The sequence below is a fragment of the Chitinophaga lutea genome (assembly GCF_003813775.1).
In the GTDB taxonomy this organism is placed as follows: domain Bacteria; phylum Bacteroidota; class Bacteroidia; order Chitinophagales; family Chitinophagaceae; genus Chitinophaga; species Chitinophaga lutea.
The window spans coordinates 645,459-665,093 of the sequence record NZ_RPDH01000002.1 but is presented as its reverse complement, the minus strand read 5'-3'; the positions used below and the strand labels follow the sequence as shown (position 1 = coordinate 665,093).

The window sequence follows — 19,635 nt, the reverse complement described above, 5'->3', positions numbered from 1 at the left end:
TTAAGATTTGAAGTTACCAGTACAGGGTTTGAACAAGGTTCGGGTTGTTCGACAGCGCTCCGTCCGAGAGCGGCCAGAAATAATCCCTTACTGTCATGGCCGGAATGAATAGTGTTTGCAGCGAATAGAAGTTCTCGCTGGTTTTCTGGAAGATGCTCCAGCCCTGTATGGGGGTTGCCAGTACCGTCAGCATTTCTTTCCAGCGGCGGAGGTCCCATCCGGCTTTTGCTTCAAAACATAATTCGATGCGGCGCTCTCGGTGGATGATTTCGCGGAGGCCGTCCTTGGTGGTTGGTTTGGCTGGTGCGAAGCTATATTGCGCCCAGGATTCCACCACGCCCTTGAGGCCGGCTCTTTGCCGCACCAGGTCGATGTATTGATACACCTCCGGGCCGGGGCCGGATGCCTCGTTGAGGCATTCCGCGTACAGAAGGTATAGATCCGCCAGGCGCATGCGGGGCAGGCGGTAGGCGTTCTGCTGCACGCCTTCGTTGAAAACGGTCTGGTAGCTCACCAGTTTTTTGGGCCAGATGGCCAGCATGTTGATACGCACCCGGTCTTTAGGGCCGGCCTTTGAATCCGGGCCTTTGGCCTCGATGTAGAGGGGATTGTTCTGATCGGTTACGCCGTTGCCGAACCATACGCCGCCGTCGAACCCGATGTTGGCATAATAACGCGGTTCCCTGGAAAAGTTGTTTTTGATGGTGGTGTAACCGCTCTTGACATAGTACCTGTTGGCGTTGTCGCCCGTCCGTAATTCGAACCGATGGGCGTAATCCCAGACTTTATCTTCGTTGATGGGCACGCCGTTGTCTGAATAGAACAGATCGGTGGTGAACATCGGGACGGTGAAGCTGCCTGCCGCTGCGGTGGAGTTTTCCACTGCTTTGGTGGTCAGCCGCGGAATGCAGTAACTCTGGTAACCGAAGGTGGGATTGAGCGCCCAGATCAGTTCTGCGTTGAGGTCCCACTTTTCCGTAACGGCATTCTGAATGGTCAGCACCTTCCTGATAGAATCGTTGACGGCCGGCAGATTGGCGGGCGGAATGAATGTGTACAGTTTCATGTTCAGGCCGGCAGCTTCGTCGATAGCGGCTTTGCAGGCTGCCGCCGCGCGTTGCCACTTGGCGGGGTCGGCTGTTTGGGAAAAGAGCGCCTGTCCGTCCTTGTTTTTAAACCTTGCATAGTCCGGGTTGCCGTTGAACAGGGGACTGGCCTGTGTGGCCAGGATTTCCGCCTTCACGGAAAGAGCGATCAACCGGGTGACCCTGCCGAGCTCCTGCTGTATGTTCCCGATTTGCGTGGGAAGGTTGGGGATGGCCTCGTCCAGCAGCTGTACCGCATAATCAAAAACGGAATCCACCGGTTGTCTTTTCACCCTGATCTCTTCTATGGGCGCTGTTACCGGCTGGTTGACCCTGTAGATGGGAATGGGCCCGTACATTTTTGCCAGTGAAAAATGATAATAAGCTTTCAGGAATTTGGTTTCGGCAATCCATTGCGCTTTTTCGCCTTCGCTCAGGTCGATGGGCTTGTCGATGTTCTCGAGCATGATGTTGCAGCGCCTGATGGCCTGGAAATAGCCGCCGTCCCACACGTTCAGTGCCGGGCTGGAAACGTTCTGCACCGTGCCCCTGATCAGCTGGAAGCCGATGTCGTTGATGGGCCTTTCGCTGAGGTCGTTGGGATAAACGATTTCCGCGGACGTTGTAAAGCCGGGGTCGTTCAGCACATTGCTCATTCCCTGCAGGGTATTATAACACGTAAACAGGTAGTTTTCCGCTTCATTGCGGTTGCGGAAAGCGTAGTCGATCGTGCCGACGTTTTCCGGTGTAACATCCAGGTATTTTTTGCAACTGTAAAGCGTTGCGGAACCAAGGCACAGCATCAATGCGCATATGGCCTTAGCGGTCGTATATTTTTTGGATATCTTCATTTTTCCCGGTTTATAAGTTGACATTAATACCAATATTGTAAGCCCGCTGGATAGGGTAGCTGAAGCCGTTGCCGCCCAGTTCCGGATCCCAGAGATCGAATTTGGTGATATTAAAGAGGTTCATACCATTGACGTATACGCGCGTATAACCGAGCCCCAGCCGTTTGGTCAGCTTTACGGGCAGCGCGTAACCGATCTCCGCCGTTTTCAGCCGCAGAAAGCTGCCATCGCGCATCCACCAGGTGCTCGACTGCAGGTTGTTTTCTATGGCCTGCGCGCTCACGCCCATCCGGGGATAGAGGGCGTACAGATCCTGGTTGTCTTCGGACCAGTGGTTATCCGCAAAGGCCTGCAACACCTGCGACTGGCTCTGGATTTGCGGTGAGGGCGGAACCACGAAAGGGCTTACCGAGCGGGGATCCATGAAGAGCGATACCCTCGACTGGCCCTGGAAACGCGCGTTCAGCTCAATTCCCTTGTAATTAAGGGAAATACCGAAACCGTACATGACCTGTGGAACGGTGGGCAGCCCGATGGGCGCCATGTCAGCTACCGTGATGCGGCCGTCTCCATTCAGGTCGCGGTACTTGATGTCGCCACCCCGTACGGCATTACCGCCAAATTGCTGGGTGGGAGAGGATTGGGCCTCCTTGTCGTCCACAAACAATCGCTCGGCGATGTAGCCGAACCGCTGCCGCAGCATGGTACCCGAAACATAACGCCAGGGTTCAGCATATGCGGGTTCTTCATAGGTGCCGAATGTTCCCTTCGAATAGGTGAAGTTGGACATGAACTCAACCCTGAAGTCGCGGGAAAAACTCCGGTTGTAGTTGGCCGTCAGGTCGAGCCCGTTGACTTTCACGGTGCCCACATTGGTGAGAATGCTTGCTTCCAGGCCCATGCTGGACGGGATATTCCTGGCCATCAGGATGTTGCGCCGGTCTTGCTGCCAGTACTCGGCGATGAGCTGAATGTCCTTGAACAGATCCATTTCGATACCGGTGTTCAGGATGCGGGCGGTTTCCCAGGTCACGCTTTTGTTTTCATAGTTGCGTATTCTCACGCCGCTTCTGCTATACTCGTTGTTGACACCGAAAGAAGCGCCGTTACCGCCGGTGAGGTTCACGTCTGACAGGTAAAAGAACCGTTGCTGGCCAATGTCGTCGTTGCCGCTAAGGCCATAACTGGCCCTTAATTTCAGGGAACTGATCACGTTGGCGAGGCCGCCGGTCCAGAACTTTTCACGCGAAACCATCCACGAAGCCCCGATGGTGGGGAAGAAACCGAAACGATGGTTTTCATCGAAACGTTCGGAGCCGTTGTACCCGAAGTTAAACTCGGCGAAGTAGCGGCTCTTGTAGTTATAGCCCGCCCTGCCTGCGAGGTTGAGGTTGCGGTATGGCAGCGAATACTGCAGGCTGGCCTCGCGCGTTACCGGATCTATGCCATTGGCCACCAGCCTTTGCTGCCGTACACCGATCAGCGAGGCCTGGATGCTGTGATCGCCGAGTTGTTTGTTGTAATCCAGCATGGCCTGGAGATGGATAAACGTATTGGCGTCTTTGCCGCCCGGCGAATACACGAGGTATTCGGTGGCCGCGCCGCTGTTGCCGGAGCCGGGACCGCCCTGGAATACGCCGCCGGGCAGCGAATTCAGCCAGGTGAGCCGGTATGTGTTGGTGGCGCGGTTATAATCCTGCGGCGATACCGTATAATAAAACGGGTTGTAGGCCATGGTGTTGTCGAAGTACGAATAGCGGTTCGTGCTGAAGAAACCGTTGAACTTCAACCCCGGAATGATGGATTCAAAGTCCTGGTTCAGCTCCACAGTAGCGGACATGCGGGACTCGGAAAACCGTTTGTATCCCCTCAGCATCTGTGCATAGGGGTTTGCATACCCGACGCCGGAAGAGGGGCCTGTACTGCCGCCCTGGCTGGAGTTGCCGAACAGGATGTGCTGCACCAGCCGGTTAGCCGTATCGGGCGCATAATATGCCGGGAACAGCACCGGGCTGGTATGTACGGCTGCACTGTACAGGTCGGAAGAAAAAGAAGCATCGTTCGTAAGGGGGCCGCTGTAATCGTTGAAGTTCCCCCAAAGGCGCAATACCAGTTCGGTGGATTTCGTCAGTTTCACGTTCACATTGGAGCGAAGCTGGTAGTTGCGGAATTTTACGTTGTTGTTGAAATTATTGGCCGGGCTTTTCTTGAGCATCCCGTTGTCGTTGCTGAAAGAGCCGGATACTGAATAGCGGGCCACGTCGCCGCCGCCGCTGATATTGAGGTGCCCTCTTTGTGTGTTGGTGTTTTTCTTGAACAGCATGTCCAGCCAATCCACCGCCGGATACACATACGGGTTGCTGCCGGGCGCATTTTTGAGGGTTTGTTCCGTGTTGTATATTTTATCCGCATCAAATACGATGGGAGAAAGCGGATCGCGGGTAGTGCTGGCCTCGTTGTATAATTTCATGTACGTGATGGGGTCGGCCAGCTTGAGGGTTTTGGTGGGCTGCGAGATGGCGGTTTCCAGTACCAGGTTCAGCTTTGTTTTCCCGGCCTTGCCCTCCTTGGTGGTTACGAGGATTACGCCGTTTGCCCCCCTGGCGCCGTACAGCGCGGTGGCGCTGGCGTCTTTCAGGATAGAGAAACTGGCGATGTCGTTTACCTGCAGACGGGCGAGGTCGTTGGCCGTGAGCTCCACGTTGTCTATCAGGATGAGCGGGTTCTGCCGGTATCCGAACGTCGTGACGCCGCGGATAAAAAAGTTGGAGTTGTCCAACCCCGGCTGCCCGCTTTGCTGATAACCGATAATGCCCGCCACCTGGCCTGCGAGCGCGTTGGTGAGGTTACTGGCGGACGTGCGCAGATTGTCCGGCGTAATGGTGGCTACAGAGCCTACCACAGCCTCCTTCACCTGCTTTTTACCGAAGGCCGTCACCACAAAATCCTTCAGCACTGTTTCGCTCGACAGCAGTACAACGCTGATGACTTTTTTCGGATCGGAAACGGTCACGGACTGGTCTTTGAACCCTACGTACCGGAAAATCAATACTGCGCCGGCTGGTACTTCCAGCACAAATTTACCGTTCACATCGGTGGCGGTGCCTACCGATTTGTTCGTGCTCAGCATCACACTTACGCCTGGTAACGGCATGCCCGCGGAGTCTGTAACGTTACCGATCACAGCAGTTTTATTCTGTGCACGGGCTAACGAAGACACGAGGCATAAAGAAAGGAGCATACAGGAGAATGCAAAGCCGAAGCATAGCTTTTTTAGCATACTACAACGTGTTAGGAGTTAGAAATTGGTTTGTTAAAGATGAGCGATGACTGCAGGGCATACGGGGGACTGCTCGTGGATGCAGTGAGCCACGGCCATACAGCAAAGGTGATCTGGTTGAACTGTTTACTTTGGTTTTAACGATGGCTCCGCCATGCCGGCCATGCATGCGCAGGGCAGGTGTATTACTTTACAGCAATACAGCAACAGCCTTTTGAAAAGGATTTGGAATTTGGTGAACAATAAAAAATTCAGTGAAACAAATGTTCTTCGTTCAGCTAGTGTCTGTTAAACGTCGGAATTCAAAAAAGAGTTAATGGTGAAACAAATATGATTTTGGTCAGACGGTGCTTCTATAGACGCGCTTCAATCCAATGCCTCGGGACAATAATCTGCACTTAATAACGACGGAATTTCAACAACAATCAATAACAATAAAGACGCTTCAACTAAAGTAGATATATTCTCAAAAAGATCAAAGAAATCTTACCCGAAGGATAAAAAAGTACCAGCAATAGAGATTATTATATGAAGAGTGCCATCAAAAAAGCCTGCATCCTTGGCGGGACGCAGGCTTTGCGGGTATGCAGGCGTTGATTTTATTTTGCCAGCTTCCATTTTTCAACCATCGTTGCGTTGAAGCCTTCTGTTTCCAGCGGGTTGGGTTCGCCTTTGCCGGTGGTGATCAGGCTGCGCAGGCTGTCCTGTATATAATGTGTCCATGCTTCGTTACATACATTGTAACATTCATATTGCGGCACGAGGCCCCGGTGGGTGAAGCACACTTCCGTTTTGCCGTTTTTCTTGCTGATGTCGAATATCACGTTGGTACCTTTCCATTCGTGTTTGTCTTCCGTGAAATTGAAGTAGTTGTCCAGCACGAGCCACACCACCCGTTTGCCGGGCACCAGTTCGATGATTTCGAATTTGGTGAGGTGCACGTCTTTGTAATTATAGTTGAAAACACTGTGAAGCCGGTCCGTACTGCCGTCGATGCTTTCAGACCACCAGCCGCGCACGTTGTTGATGGCGTCGAATGCCTGTCGGGGCGTTTGGTCAACCAGTATGGTTGTAGTGAAGTCCTGTGGTGTCATATGGCTTGTTTTACTGTAAAGGTACCGTGCTGCCGGATAGCAGGGCGGGCGTTATGTGGACATTCAGGCGGGGGGATTTGGACAGCGGAGGAGGCAGCTTACCTGGCCTCAGCACCGGCCCTGTTGTCTGATTCGATAACGACCAGCAGCACCACTACACTGATGATGGTGGCAAAATAGCACCAGACCGATATGAGGTATTCTCCGAAAAAGAGGCGTGAGATCAGGTAGGTTAACAGGATGAGCGCCCCGATCACGCGTATTTTCCAGTGTGTGGAAGCCAGCGGCGCCAGTACGGTCGGCAACAGGTAAAGCAGCCCGCTGTACCACTTCTGCGTATAGGGGTATGAAAAGTCGTACCGGATATGCTGGCCAGCTACCGATGCGGTGATATCATATGCGAACATGCTGTAGAGCAGGTAGGCAGCCAATAAAACACCCGCGCCCAGTATGATGCGGAGGAGCCTTTTCCGGTATGGCGAGGTTTCGATCTGCAGGATGCTGAAAGGCAGGAAAACAGGCCAGATCACCTGTGCGAACAGCAGGAATATGAAGATGGCGTATGGTTGCCATCGGGAGAATGCGGCGTCCGCAAACGACAGCCAGATGATGCCTTCATCGAATTGTTGTATGGAAAACAGCAGGGGGATACATGCCAGTACTTTGTATGGAATGGATTTCGCTTTTACAAGGGAAATAATACCAATTCCCAGGAGAACGGCTCCGGCGCCAAAACTGGCTTCTGCAGAAAAACACATAATCGCTCCTCCTTAAATCTTCAACGGCATTATCAAAGATCAACCGCCGGGAACACCGGCATCTTGTAAGGTAAGCTTTAATATCCGGAACGCCCGTAATAATAAAAAAGCCGCATCGAACAGATGCGGCTTTCCGGTTATATCGTTCCATCAAACATCAATCCTTCGTCAAAGGCATCATCTTCATCTTCTCTTTATTTTTCTTCGCGTTCTCGCCTTTGGTTTTTGCCGCCAGTTTGATCGCTTCGTATGCATTCACCAGGCCGCCGGATTTTGACAGTTCGGCGAAGTTGATGGTTTCATCTTTTGCGCCGGGTTTGTTCACTTCCATATCGGGCAGGGGGCTGGCTGTTTTTTCGATGATGGCTTTCAGCTGGCGGGCGCTCAGGTCGGGGTAGTAGGAGAGGATCATCGCTGCTACGCCGGCTACTACTGGCGATGCCATGCTGGTGCCGCTGGCGCTCTGGTATTTGTTGCCGCCGGGGGCGGTAGAGTAGATCTGCACGCCGGGGGCGAACACGTCCACTTCTTTTTTACCGAAGTTGGAGAAGCCGGCTACTTTGGAACCGGTACGGCCGTTGCCGAGCGCCCCTACGGTGATCATGTTGTCGGCTTCGGAGCCGTCGTTATACGTGTCTTTCGGGTAGTTTTCGGTTTCGTCGTTATTGGCGCCGTCGTTGCCGGCTGCGTGTATGAGCAGTACGCCTTTGGACTGTGCGTAACGGATGGCGTCGTCGACCCATTGTTTCTGCGGGGAGAAACCCTTGCCGAAGCTCATGTTGATGATCTGGGCGCCGTTGTCTACCGCGTAGCGGATGCCGAGGGCCACGTCTTTATCGCGCTCATCGCCTTCAGGCACCACTTTTACGGCCATAATGCGCACGTTGTCGGCCACACCGTCCATGCCGGTGCTGTTGCCGCGAATGGCGCCGATAATGCCCGCCACGTGGGTGCCGTGGAAGGCGAACTGGCCCATCACGTCGCCGTTGCCGTAATATTTATCGTTGATATCGTCGAGGTTGTCGCCGACGATGGTGTTACGCGCATCTTTGGGCTCACCGCCGGTGTTTTCGGCTTTCTTTTTCAGCTCTTTCACATACTCGTTCAGGTCTTCCTTGAGCCCCTGGTACGTCATGGTTTCATCACCGGCGCTGCTGAGCAGGCGCAGGGCGAAACTGCGGGCCAGCATCAGGTCCTGGTCGGCGCTGCGCAGGGTATCGAGCTGCTGTTTGCTGAAGTCGGTGGTTTTGAAGTATTCGGAGAGGATGTTTTCGCAACGCAGGAGGTTTTCCTGTACTTTGAGCATCATTTTGTAATCCGTTTTGGCCTGGGTGGAAGGGCGCTGGGTACGGTCTTTCAGCCGTTTCCAGTACGCGAATTCCTTGCTGTCGGGTTTGAGGGCCGAATCAGGATTGCTGTATAATTTCAGGTAACGGTAGTACTCGCGGGTGGCTTCATCGGAATCCTCTTTTACGGAGCCGCCATCTTTGGCGCCCAGGAAGTTCCAGCCATACACATCGTCCACATAACCGTTGCCGTCGTCGTCGATATTATTACCGGGAATTTCTTTGGGGTTGCGCCAGAGGATGGGCTTCAGGTCTTCGTGGGTGGTGTCGATCCCGGAATCCACCACGGCTACGATCACTGTTTTGCTTTTTCTGTCTTTCAGCAGTTCTTTATATGCTTTTTCAGCGCCTATGCCGTATACACTGTCGGTTGCATAATCCAGTAATTGCCAGTTTTTCGGAACAGCGGGTCTTTTTTGTTGGCTAAAACCCTGTGCAGACATCAACAAAATGACACTTGCTACCATTGCCAGCTCTCTGCAGATAGATCTCATTTTATACAATTTTCCTATAGATTACAATTCAAATACCACAATTGGTTAAAGATATGATAAATGCGTTATAACAAGGGTTGGGATGTGGTGAGTGGTGAACCCGCCTGACTATTGGTCCCTTTTTTACTTGAAAAATTCAGCCCCTTAGTTATCCTGTTCTGCCGTTTTATCGCAAATTCAGGCCCTTTCGTCACATTTGGCCTTTTCCTGCCTGCCTTTTGGTCTAATTTTAATCGTCAACCCTGCTACCCATTTCCTTGATAAAAGGGGCAAATATCTGCCAATAATCCGGATGCCGGATTGACATTAACATTTGTTTTACCAATTAAATTTTCCGCCATGTTACGAATTTCTTTATGCCTGATGCTGCTCTGGGGCATCGTATGCTCCATGCAGCCGCCCGGTGGCGCAGCCACAACGGTCGTATTTGTGAATTGCGCCGAAACGGTGCACGGAACGGCCGGCCAGGTGCTGACCCGTACCGGGCACGACCAGGCCGATCAGCTCGTTCAGTTCCTGCGCGACCAGCCGGTGGAGGCGGTCTATACCCCGTTCATGGGCTGCCTCAAACAAACGGTAGCGCCGCTGGCGGCTTCCAAAAACACCGAAGTGCGGTATTTCAGGGATGCCTGCGAAAGCGATCCGGCCGTGATGGAACACATATTATCGGAAATGTTGAAGAAACATACGGGCAAAACCATCGTGATTTGCGCCCCGCCAAAAAGTATTTTAAAAATGGCAAACTTGCTTGGAATTAAGGAAAAAGAGCTGAAACCCGGTCTGGGCTTGTTTGAGGAGCTTCTGATCGTAAATGTTTTTTACGGAGGTGAAGCAGTAGCACAAAAGTTGAATATGAATTTTCAAAAAAAAGTATAATATTTATACCTGGAGAGAATAGTCAGTACTTCTCTGTACGTATTCTTTCTCATAAGCATGGTTTCCGTTTAACGAAAAAGCGGGGTTCTCCAACCCCGCTACTTTCAAAATATCCTTCCTTCTTTTTTCCTTACAAATCGAACTTAATACCCTGTGCCAGCGGCAGTTTGTCGGTATAATTGATCGTATTGGTCTGCCTGCGCATATAGGCTTTCCAGGCATCGGAACCGCTTTCGCGGCCACCGCCGGTTTCTTTTTCGCCGCCGAACGCGCCGCCGATCTCGGCGCCGGATGTGCCGATATTGACGTTCGCGATACCGCAGTCGGAGCCTGCCTGCGAGAGGAACTGTTCGGCCTCGCGGAGGTTCAGCGTCATGATGGCGGACGAAAGCCCCTGCGGCACGCCGTTTTGCAAGGCGATGGCTTCTTCGATGTGGCTGTATTTGATGAGGTACAGGATGGGGGCGAAGGTTTCGTGCTGCACGATGCTGAAGCCGTTTTCCACCTCTGCGATGGCGGGTTTCACGTAGCAGCCGGACTCATATCCTTTCCCTTCGAGCACGCCACCTTCCACCACGAATTTGCCGCCTTCGGCCTTGCATTTTTCGATGGCCTGCAGGTACATATCTACCGCCTGGCGGTCGATAAGCGGGCCTACATGGTGTTGTTCGTCGAGCGGGTCGCCGATGCGGAGCTGTTTGTAAGCGTTCACCAGCTTGGTTTTGAAGGTCTCGTACACACTTTCGTGGATGATGAGGCGGCGGGTGGAAGTGCAGCGTTGGCCGGCGGTGCCCACGGCGCCGAATACGCAGCCGATGAGGCTCATATCGAGGTCGGCGTCTTTGGAGATGATGATGGCATTGTTGCCGCCCAGTTCGAGCAGGGCCCTGCCCAAACGTGCGCCTACAGCGGCGCCCACGGCTTTGCCCATGCGGGTGGAGCCGGTGGCGGATACCAGCGGTATGCGGGTGTCGGCGGCCAGCCATTCGCCCACTTCGCGGCCGCCGGTCACCAGGCAGCATACGCCTTCGGGCACACCGTTGGCGGCGAATACTGTTGCGGCAATATGCTGGCAGGCGAGGGCCGTAAGCGGTGTTTTTTCGGAAGGCTTCCAGATGCACACGTCACCGCAAACCCATGCCAGCATGGAGTTCCAGCTCCACACCGCTACCGGGAAATTAAACGCGGAAATAATGCCGGCGATGCCGAGGGGGTGCCATTGTTCGTACATCCGGTGGCCGGGCCTTTCGGAGTGCATAGTGAGGCCGTGCAGCTGGCGGGAAAGACCTACGGCAAAATCACAGATGTCGATCATTTCCTGTACCTCGCCATAACCTTCCTGCAGGCTTTTGCCCATTTCATAGCTCACAAGGCGGCCGAGGGCCTCTTTGTGGGTGCGGAGCGCCTCGCCGATCTGCCGTACCACTTCGCCCCGGCGCGGTGCCGGCCACTGGCGCCAGGCCCCGAAGGCTTCCGCCGCTTTCTGTACCACGGCGTCGTAATCGGCCCTGGTGGCGGAGGTTACAGTGGCGATGTCTTTGCCGTCTACCGGCGAAGAAGACACGATGGGCTCTCCGGCGGCAGGCAGCCAGGTAGTGCCGGTGGATACGCCGCTGTTCACGGCCTGAATATTAAATCCGGTTAAGATCTTTTGCATAAATTTATCGTTTGCTTCGCATTTTGTAATTTCAATATATGAGTATGTTCCAACAACCCTGGCCCTGGTATGTGGCTGGCCCGCTGATCGGGCTAACGGTGCCCCTGCTGCTGATCATCGGCAACAAGGCGCTGGGTATTTCATCGTCGCTACGGCACATCTGCGCCGCCTGCTTTCCCGGCAAAATTCCTTTTTTTCAGTATGACTGGCAAAAAGAAAGCTGGAATTTATTTTTCGTGGGCGGCATCGCACTGGGCGCGCTGTTCACCCTGCTTTTTCTGCACAACGGCGAGCCGGTGCAGCTGAACCCCGATACGATCGCCGCACTACAGCAGCAGGGCGTCCAGGAGTTCGACGAACTTATGCCGGGCGATATTTTTAACTGGGGCAACATCGCCAGCCCGGTAGGGCTGATCTTCTTCATCTGCGGCGGATTCCTCGTAGGTTTCGGCACCCGTTATGCGAACGGCTGCACGAGCGGGCATTCCATCATGGGCCTGTCTACCCTGCAATGGCCGTCGTTAGTGGCCACCATTTGTTTCATGGCGGGCGGTTTTACTATGATCAATCTCATCCTGCCGCCGCTCATGCGCTGGCTGCTGCTTTAATCATCATCCTCAACAACGAACATGAAAAATCTGAAATACCTTTTCATCGGCATGCTCTTCGGCATCATCCTCGTCAAATCCGAAGTGATTTCGTGGTTCCGCATCCAGGAAATGTTCCGCCTCGAATCGTTCCACATGTACGGGGTGATCGGCAGTGCCGTGATAACGGGCATCCTGGGCGTGCTGCTCATCCGCAAGCTGGGCATCCGCACGCTCTCCGGCGAAACCATCGTGATACCGAAAAAACCTTTCACGAAGGGCAACATCTTCGGCGGTCTCATCTTCGGGCTGGGCTGGGCCATCACCGGCGCGTGCCCGGGCCCGCTGTTCGCCCAGGTCGGGAGCGGATTCACCGTGGTGATCGTGACCCTGCTCAGCGCGATTGCCGGCACCTGGGTGTACGGACTGATCCGGGAGAAACTCCCGCATTAATGCGGCGCTCCGGTAGGCAATTATAACGTATATTTAGACAGTGGTGGCCGGCAAACCCGGCGCCAGGTATGAATACTTTTTAATATGATGAAGTGGAAGAATATCCGTCGCCCCGATGAACAATACCTTTGAAACTGTATATAAAAAATATGGTTTGCATCCGCTGCAAGTTGGTGGTGAAAGAGGAACTGACGAAGCTGGGATTGCACTATACCTCGGTGGAACTGGGAGAAGCGGATATTGTGGAAGAACTGTCTGCCGCGCAATACGCCGCCATCCGGCAGGGCCTGCTGAAATGGGGCCTTGAGGTGATGGACGATAAAAAGAGCATCCTCATTCAGCGAATAAAGAATGTCATCGTTGAAGTGGTGCATTATACGGAAGAGCCGTTAAACATCAATTTTTCGGATTTTTTAAGCGAGAAACTGAACCACGACTATACCTATCTTGCCAACCTCTTCTCGGAGGTGCAGGGAATTACCATTGAAAAATTCATTATCAGCCACAAAATCGAACGTGTAAAGGAATTGCTCGTGTATAACGAGCTGAATCTCACCGAAATCGCGTTCCTGATGCACTACAGCAGTGTGGCGCACCTTTCCAATCAATTCAAGAAAGTGACGGGCCTCACACCTTCCCATTTCAAACAGCTGAAGGTGAAAAGACGGTCCATGCTCGACGATGTGTGAATGATGTAACTTTTTGCCGGAGAGATGTAATGCCGGTCTGCTAAAAGAGCGGCATCTTTGTGTTATTCCCATCAGCCGCACTAAACCGAAAGATCATGGATAACGGGCATACAACAACAGGCGCAGGCAACACTGACCTTGAAAAAGCCAAAACGCACATTATCGTTGAAATCATCGAATACATGGCCAATGCGGTAGTGATCAAAACCATTATCCGGAAGTCGACCGGGAATATCAGCATCATGTCGTTCGACAGTGGGGAAGGGCTCACGGAGAAAACCTCCCCGTTCGACACCTTCGCCCAGATTATCGAAGGCCGGGCAGAAATTGTCATCGACAATGTATCCAACTACCTGGAGTCCGGTCAGGGAATCATCATACCGGCACACTCACCCAATTTCATCCGGCCGAACGGTCGTTTCAAAATGATCCAGACCGTCATTAAAAGCGGATATGAGTAATATCTCCTTCGTGAATGATACATACTTCGTATGGACCATACCCGCACAAAAATCTTACAATGAAAGCACTTGCAGTTTACAGCGGCACCCGCCGTATTCCTTGTCATGAATCCTTTATTGATTTTGCTTCGCAGGTCAGTTCCGCAGTAAACAACAATAACTATTACCCGGCCCCGGCGCCGGCGGCACCACGCGTATCAAACGACCAGACCGGCCGGTTGACCGCTCTCGCGCATGAGCTCCGGAACCCCCTGACCGATATCAATCTATCGGTCGGTATGATGGAAGGGGCAGTTGACAAGGGAGATATTAAGATGTACCTGGATATCATTATGCGCAGCTCAGCCCGGATCAGCGACCTGGTCACCGAGATCCTCCGGCAGGGCCGGCATGCAATAAAACAGGAAGCGCAGTACTCCGTTCACCAGTTGCTGGAGGAGGTGCTTAAAATATCGGACGACCGGCTTACCCTTAAAAACATTACCGTCAGCAGGCAATATTCACCGGATGATTTCAAGATGAATGCAGACCGGCTGCGAATGAAAATAGCGATGACGAACATCGTGATCAATGCCGTTGAAGCGATGGGGACAAAAAAAGGGGAATTGAAGCTCATTACGAAATCAGCGGGCGATCAATTCATTGTCCAGTTCATAGATAACGGCTGCGGGATCAGCAAAGCAATCCAGTCTTACATATTCGAGCCCTACTTCACGAATAAACCTGGAGGGTTGGGCATCGGCCTGTCCACCACCTGCGAAATCCTGAGGGAGAACAACGTGGGCATCAACGTGAAATCCATTGAGGGCCGGGGAACGAGCTTCATCCTTTCATTCCACAAAAGCCAGGGGGCATAACCCTTCCGGATCATACCCCCTTTCTGAAAACCGCTATCCCGTACGGGGTTATTGTTTGCCCGTTTGGGCCGCGTACGTGCTCTCAAATATCTTGTCGGCGTTATTGGCCTCGAACCCTTCGCGCCGGTGCTCCCGGCGGATCTCGGAAGGCGGCAGCTGCGCGAACTGCGGCAATACACGCCTTTCGGCAAATTCCACGTAAGAACCCGCAATTGCATGTTTTTCATCGCCGGCGAAGGTGGCCTCGATCATGCGGGCCACGGTGGAACTTTGCAGCAAACCTTTATCGGGACTGGTTTTGATCTTGCCTCCTGAATCATTCAGGCGGAAGCCCCGCTTTTCCAGGAACGCGTTAAAATCCGCTACCGTATTATATCCCGGTTTCAGATTATGCACGCTGATGGTGAAGTGGTTCAGGTAATACCGGTTGTAAATCACCCAGGCCGCGTACTCGCTTTCGGCCGCCAGCACCTGGTAGTCGCTCAACGTAGGCGTACGCCAGAGCGCGCTGTGCAGGAAGTGATCCACGGCCGTGCCGTCGTTGAGGTCAAGCGCATTCACCGGGTCGCTTTTCACTTCCCCCGTATAACTTTTAATGATGGTCTGCGCCGGTTCGCTCAAGTCTTTCACGCGCAGCTCGCTGATGAAAATACGCGGGTATTTTTCGGCGGGAGGCGCGTACCAGTATGCGTCGAGTTTCTTTTCAGGGAAGTGGTAATAGTCTTTTTTCGTATATCCGTAGTGAAGGAATATTTTTTCGAGCGACTGGATGCCGAGGTGCTCCACACCCAATGTGCGGAACGCGATGTGATCGTTCTCTATGTCGGACGCCCGGAGGATGATGCCTTCGGCGATCATGGCGTCGATAATGGCGCTCACGTCGGGCACACGCTCCTGGTAGCGGCTCATTAATCCATCCAATACTGTTTCCAGTGTTGTCATGTTTATAGCGGAGTTTTAGATGTTGTAAATCATGCAAAGGGGGCAACGGCGGGTGCAACCGTCATGGCACATGCGAGCAGGTGCTGCGCAGGAAGGAGAGAAGGGCCAGTTGTATGTTCAACAATGCGTTCACAGGACGAATATAAGAAATTTACGGGTTACCGCCGACAGGCCGGTGGTAACCCGTAACGCTTAATATTGTTCCTGGTCGTTGGGAAAACTTTTGGTTTTGATATCGCTGATGTACTGCTGGGTAGCATTGAAGATATCGTCGTAGAGGTTGAGGTAGCGGCGGAGGAAGCGGGGCTTGAACTCTTTGTTGATGCCGAGCATGTCGTGCATCACGAGCACCTGCCCGTCTACATACTTGCCCGCCCCGATGCCGATCACGGGGATGGTGAGTTGTTCCGCCACCTGTTTGGCCAGCAGGGCGGGGATTTTTTCAAGCACGATGGCGAAGGCGCCGGCTTCCTGCAGCAGGAGGGCGTCTTTGAGTAGCTTCTGCGCTTCGGCGTCTTCCGTGGCGCGTACGGCGTAGGTGCCGAATTTGTAGATGCTCTGGGGGGTGAGGCCCAGGTGGCCCATGACGGGCACGCCCGCACTGATGATCCTTTTCACCGATTCGATGATTTCTTCGCCGCCTTCGATCTTTACGCCGTGGGCGCCGGTTTCCTTCATGATGCGGATGGTGGAAATGAGCGCTTCCTTGGAGTTGCCCTGGTAGGAGCCGAAAGGCAGGTCTACCACCACAAAGGCGCGGCGGATGGCCCGCACCACGGAAGAGGCGTGGTAGATCATCTGGTCGAGCGTGATGGGCAGGGTAGTTTCGTGCCCGGCCATCACGTTGGAGGCGGAATCGCCCACCAGCAATATATCTATGCCGGCATCGTCCAGTATCCTGGCCATGGAAAAGTCGTAGGCGGTGAGCATGGAAATCTTCTCGCCATCTGCTTTCATCTTCTGCAGGATGTGGGTGGTGATGCGCTTGATCTCTTTGTTTACAGCTGACATTACTAATCGGTTATACGTATTCAAATCCGGCCGTTGAGAACCGGCAAACCACAAAGTTTGGAATATAAATCGGATTTCTGAAGTATTTTTTAAGGGCGGGGGCTAGACGCGGGTGATCTCGTTATACAGGGAGCGCACGAGGCCGTCGGCCAGGCCGATCTTGGGCACGAAGATTTCCTCGATGTCTGCCCAGCGCATCACGTTCACATAAATCTGGAGGGCGGGCACAATCACGTCCGCACGGTCTTCCCGCAGGTTATAGAGGTGGATCCTTTCTTCCACGGTGAAGTTGCCGAATTCCTTGTAATAATCCTTCAGCAGGTCGAGGGAGAGGGGCTTGCCTTCCTTGCGCTTGGACAGGGAGAATATTTTGTTGATGTTGCCGCCGGACCCGATGGCGATCACGCTGCCGGACGTACGGATTTGCTGGCGGACGAAGTCTTTCATCTGCTGCCAGTGGGCGTCCGTCACCTGGTTCTGGAGCAGGCGGATGGTGCCGATGTTGAAAGATTCCTTGAAAATAAGGCGGTTGCCGCTGAAGAAGGTAAGCTCGGTGCTGCCGCCGCCTACGTCGATGTACAGGTAACTCTTGGTTTTATCGAGGTTCTCGGCGATGTGGTTCTCGTAAATATAGGACGCTTCTTCCTGGCCGGTGATCAGCCGTATGTCCATGCCCGTTTCCTGGCGCACGCGCTCCAGTATCTGCGGGCCGTTGGAGGCATCGCGCATGGCCGAGGTGGCCGCGGTTTTGAGGTATTTCACCTCGTATACGTCGAGCAGCAGCTTGTATGCCTTGATGGTATTGACGAGGCTGTCTGCCCGCTTTTCGGAGATCGTGCCGCCTGAAAATACGTCTATCCCTAAACGCAGCGGTACCCGCACCAGGTTCACCTTGGTAAAATCCATCTCGCCGTTTGCCTTCGGAGAGGCCTCCGATATCAACAAACGTGCGGCGTTTGAGCCTATGTCGATTGCTGCCAGCTTCATATCCCGTTAATAGCTTCCTAACGGCTCAAAGGTATGTTTTTTCGTGGAGGTATTTGAATATTTCGACCTGTGCGCGGATCTTCTTGCCGCTGTTATGTTTGTAGGCGTTCTGCTGTTCGTTGTCGAGGATGCGTACCTTCACGTTGCTGTTGAGCTGGATGTTGAGGATCTCGCTCAGTTCCTGCTGAATGACTTTGTTTTCGATGGGCACTGCGGTTTCCACGCGGTGGTCGAGGTTGCGCACCATCCAGTCGGACGAGGCGATGAAGGTCTTCTCATGGCCGTTGTTATGGAAAATGAATACCCGGGCATGTTCGAGATACTCGTCCACGATGCTCACGGCCTCGATATTTTTTTTCCACTTTTTATTTTCCGTATAGGCGCAGCAGATACCGCGGATCACCATCCTGACTTCCACGCCGGCTTTGGCGGCGTCGTACAGTTTGGCGATGAGCTCGTCGTCCGACAAAGAGTTCATTTTTATGATCACGCCCGCGGGCTTTTTGCGGCGCGCGTTGCGGATCTCGCGGTCGAGCATGCGGAGGAAAAACCGGCGCATGTTGAAGGGGCTCACAATGAGTGTTTTGCAGGCCATCAGCAGCTTTTCGTCGTGGCTCTGTTTTTCGAGGTAGGCGAAAATACGGTTGATATCGGCCATGATGCCGCGGTTGGCCGTCAGCAGGCAATGGTCGCCATATACCCGCGCGGTTTTTTCGTTGAGGTTGCCGGTGCTCACAAAACCGCACTGCACGGTTTTGGCACCGATACGTTTTTTGATCACGCAGAGTTTGGCGTGCACCTTCATACCGGGGATGCCGTACAGCACTTTCACGCCTTCTTCTTCCAGCCGCTCTTTCCACTGCAGGTTAGCCTCTTCGTCGAAGCGGGCGCGCAGCTCCAGCACTACCACCACCTGTTTGCCGTTGCGCACGGCGTTGATGAGGGCGTTGATGATGCGGCTGTTGCGGGCGAGGCGGTAGGCGGTGATTTTGATGGTGGTCACGTTCGGGTCCATCGCGGCCTCGCGCAGGAGGTCGATGATGGTATCGAAGGAATGATAGGGGAAGTGCAGCATCACATCCTGCATGGCGATCACCTGCATCACGCTGGGGGCATTCTGGAACAGGGGGTGGATGAAGGTTTTGCGGCGCGTGCGTTCGCGGGTGAACACCTTTTCGGGGAAGTCCATAAAGTCCTTGAAATTATGGATCCGCCCGCCGGGTATCAGGTTATCTTTTTTAGACAAACCGAGGCGGCGCATCAGGTATTCGAGAATGATGGGGTCGATCTGCTGGTCGTAGATAAATCTTACGGGTTTGCCTTTCCGCCGGGCCTTGATGCCTTTTTCGATCTGGTGGATGAGGCTGGTGGCAATGTCGTTATCGATATCCAGTTCGGCGTCGCGGGTCACCTTGATGATCCAGGACGAGAACTTGTCGTACCCGAAGAATGAAAAGATATGCGGCAGGTTGAAGCGGATCACGTCCTCCAGCAGAATGATGCTGTGCTCGCCTTCTTTGGACGGCAGGATGAGGAAACGCGGCAGCACGGTGGTGGGGATTTCGATCAGCGCGAATTTCTGGCGGATGGAATTGTCTTCCCTCGCCAGCAGCACGGCCAGGTAGATGGACTTATCCCGCAGGAAAGGCATTTGCGGAATGCCTTCGATCATGAGGGGGATGATGTTGGTGCGCACCTCCTCGTTGAAATAATTGGTCACGAACTTCTGCTGGTCGCGGTTCAGCTGCTTATCGGTATGGAGGCTGATCTTTTCCTTTTTCAGTTCTTCCTCGATCTCTTTCCAGATGCGGTTAAATTCCTGCTGCTGGCTGATCACGGTGCGCTGGATCTCGTCCAGTATCTGGTCGGGATTTTCTTCGAGGTGCATCTTGGCGCTGCGGCCCACCACGCCCATGCGCTTGAGGGTAGCCACGCGCACGCGGAAAAACTCGTCGAGGTTATTGGAAAAAATACCGAGGAAACGGATGCGTTCCAGGAGGGGCACCGTGGTGTCGGCGGCTTCCTGTAATACACGGGCGTTGAATGAGAGCCAGCTGATATCGCGGACGATCGTTTTCCTTTTCTTGAATGTAGTAGTGCCTGTTTTGTCTGTTTTCTCTGTCTTTTTCACCGGGACTTTTTTATGTTTAACCGGCAACATAGGGATGGCGTTCATATCCATACTCATAAACACATGATTTAAACCG

At 53.4% G+C, this 19,635-nt stretch carries 16 protein-coding genes; 6 read left to right on the top strand and 10 right to left on the bottom strand.

What is annotated here, in order from left to right:
- Positions 1 to 13: 13 nt before the first annotated feature.
- The 5 genes from EGT74_RS14975 to EGT74_RS14955 form a co-directional block, all read right to left on the bottom strand.
- Positions 14 to 1,936 carry a RagB/SusD family nutrient uptake outer membrane protein gene (locus EGT74_RS14975; protein WP_246008223.1) on the bottom strand — a complete coding sequence of 641 codons (1,923 nt, stop codon included), beginning with the start codon at positions 1,934 to 1,936 and terminating at the stop codon, positions 14 to 16.
- A 10-nt stretch (positions 1,937 to 1,946) separates the two neighbouring features.
- Positions 1,947 to 5,216 (bottom strand): SusC/RagA family TonB-linked outer membrane protein, encoded by a 3,270-nt coding sequence (locus tag EGT74_RS14970; RefSeq protein WP_123847393.1) that lies wholly within the window; start codon positions 5,214 to 5,216, stop codon positions 1,947 to 1,949.
- A gap of 599 nt (positions 5,217 to 5,815) precedes the next feature.
- The gene (locus EGT74_RS14965) at positions 5,816 to 6,310 is read right to left on the bottom strand and encodes an SRPBCC family protein (RefSeq protein ID WP_123847392.1); all 495 of its coding nucleotides are present in this window, start codon (positions 6,308 to 6,310) and stop codon (positions 5,816 to 5,818) included.
- 98 nt (positions 6,311 to 6,408) lie between these two features.
- The gene (locus EGT74_RS14960; protein WP_123847391.1) at positions 6,409 to 7,068 is read right to left on the bottom strand and encodes a DUF6629 family protein; all 660 of its coding nucleotides are present in this window, start codon (positions 7,066 to 7,068) and stop codon (positions 6,409 to 6,411) included.
- A 157-nt stretch (positions 7,069 to 7,225) separates the two neighbouring features.
- Positions 7,226 to 8,908 (bottom strand): S8 family peptidase, encoded by a 1,683-nt coding sequence (locus tag EGT74_RS14955; protein ID WP_123847390.1) that lies wholly within the window; start codon positions 8,906 to 8,908, stop codon positions 7,226 to 7,228.
- Positions 8,909 to 9,247: 339 nt separating this feature from the next.
- Between EGT74_RS14955 and EGT74_RS14950 the strand changes: the two genes are divergently transcribed.
- Positions 9,248 to 9,784, top strand: coding sequence for a histidine phosphatase family protein (locus tag EGT74_RS14950; RefSeq protein WP_123847389.1), 537 nt, complete (start codon positions 9,248 to 9,250; stop codon positions 9,782 to 9,784).
- A 130-nt stretch (positions 9,785 to 9,914) separates the two neighbouring features.
- Here EGT74_RS14950 and amaB read toward each other — a convergent pair whose 3' ends face one another.
- Complete coding sequence (gene amaB / locus EGT74_RS14945) at positions 9,915 to 11,441, bottom strand: L-piperidine-6-carboxylate dehydrogenase (protein WP_123847388.1); 1,527 nt, start codon at positions 11,439 to 11,441, stop codon at positions 9,915 to 9,917.
- Positions 11,442 to 11,479: 38 nt separating this feature from the next.
- On the opposite strand from amaB, the gene EGT74_RS14940 reads away from it, so the two are divergent.
- From EGT74_RS14940 to EGT74_RS14920, 5 genes are all read left to right on the top strand, one after another.
- Positions 11,480 to 12,049, top strand: coding sequence for a YeeE/YedE family protein (locus EGT74_RS14940; RefSeq protein WP_123847387.1), 570 nt, complete (start codon positions 11,480 to 11,482; stop codon positions 12,047 to 12,049).
- Between the two features lie 21 nt (positions 12,050 to 12,070).
- On the top strand, positions 12,071 to 12,481 hold the full coding sequence (locus EGT74_RS14935) for a DUF6691 family protein (protein ID WP_123847386.1): 411 nt from the start codon (positions 12,071 to 12,073) through the stop codon (positions 12,479 to 12,481).
- A 149-nt stretch (positions 12,482 to 12,630) separates the two neighbouring features.
- Positions 12,631 to 13,170 carry a helix-turn-helix domain-containing protein gene (locus EGT74_RS14930; RefSeq protein WP_181954750.1) on the top strand — a complete coding sequence of 180 codons (540 nt, stop codon included), beginning with the start codon at positions 12,631 to 12,633 and terminating at the stop codon, positions 13,168 to 13,170.
- Positions 13,171 to 13,265: 95 nt separating this feature from the next.
- Complete coding sequence (locus tag EGT74_RS14925; RefSeq protein ID WP_123847384.1) at positions 13,266 to 13,631, top strand: cupin domain-containing protein; 366 nt, start codon at positions 13,266 to 13,268, stop codon at positions 13,629 to 13,631.
- A 59-nt stretch (positions 13,632 to 13,690) separates the two neighbouring features.
- The gene (locus EGT74_RS14920; protein ID WP_158618168.1) at positions 13,691 to 14,488 is read left to right on the top strand and encodes an ATP-binding protein; all 798 of its coding nucleotides are present in this window, start codon (positions 13,691 to 13,693) and stop codon (positions 14,486 to 14,488) included.
- 48 nt (positions 14,489 to 14,536) lie between these two features.
- On the opposite strand, the gene EGT74_RS14915 is transcribed toward EGT74_RS14920, so the two are convergent.
- The 4 genes from EGT74_RS14915 to ppk1 form a co-directional block, all read right to left on the bottom strand.
- Entirely contained in the window at positions 14,537 to 15,430 is an 894-nt protein-coding gene (locus tag EGT74_RS14915) for a DUF1338 domain-containing protein (protein ID WP_123847382.1), read from the bottom strand.
- Between the two features lie 192 nt (positions 15,431 to 15,622).
- A complete protein-coding gene (gene panB, locus EGT74_RS14910) occupies positions 15,623 to 16,441 on the bottom strand; it encodes a 3-methyl-2-oxobutanoate hydroxymethyltransferase (RefSeq protein ID WP_123847381.1) in 819 nt (272 codons plus the stop codon).
- 102 nt (positions 16,442 to 16,543) lie between these two features.
- Positions 16,544 to 17,428: a Ppx/GppA phosphatase family protein gene (locus EGT74_RS14905; protein ID WP_123847380.1), complete on the bottom strand. Its 885-nt coding sequence runs from the start codon at positions 17,426 to 17,428 to the stop codon at positions 16,544 to 16,546.
- A 25-nt stretch (positions 17,429 to 17,453) separates the two neighbouring features.
- Complete coding sequence (gene ppk1 / locus EGT74_RS14900; RefSeq protein ID WP_246008222.1) at positions 17,454 to 19,559, bottom strand: polyphosphate kinase 1; 2,106 nt, start codon at positions 19,557 to 19,559, stop codon at positions 17,454 to 17,456.
- Positions 19,560 to 19,635: the final 76 nt, after the last annotated feature.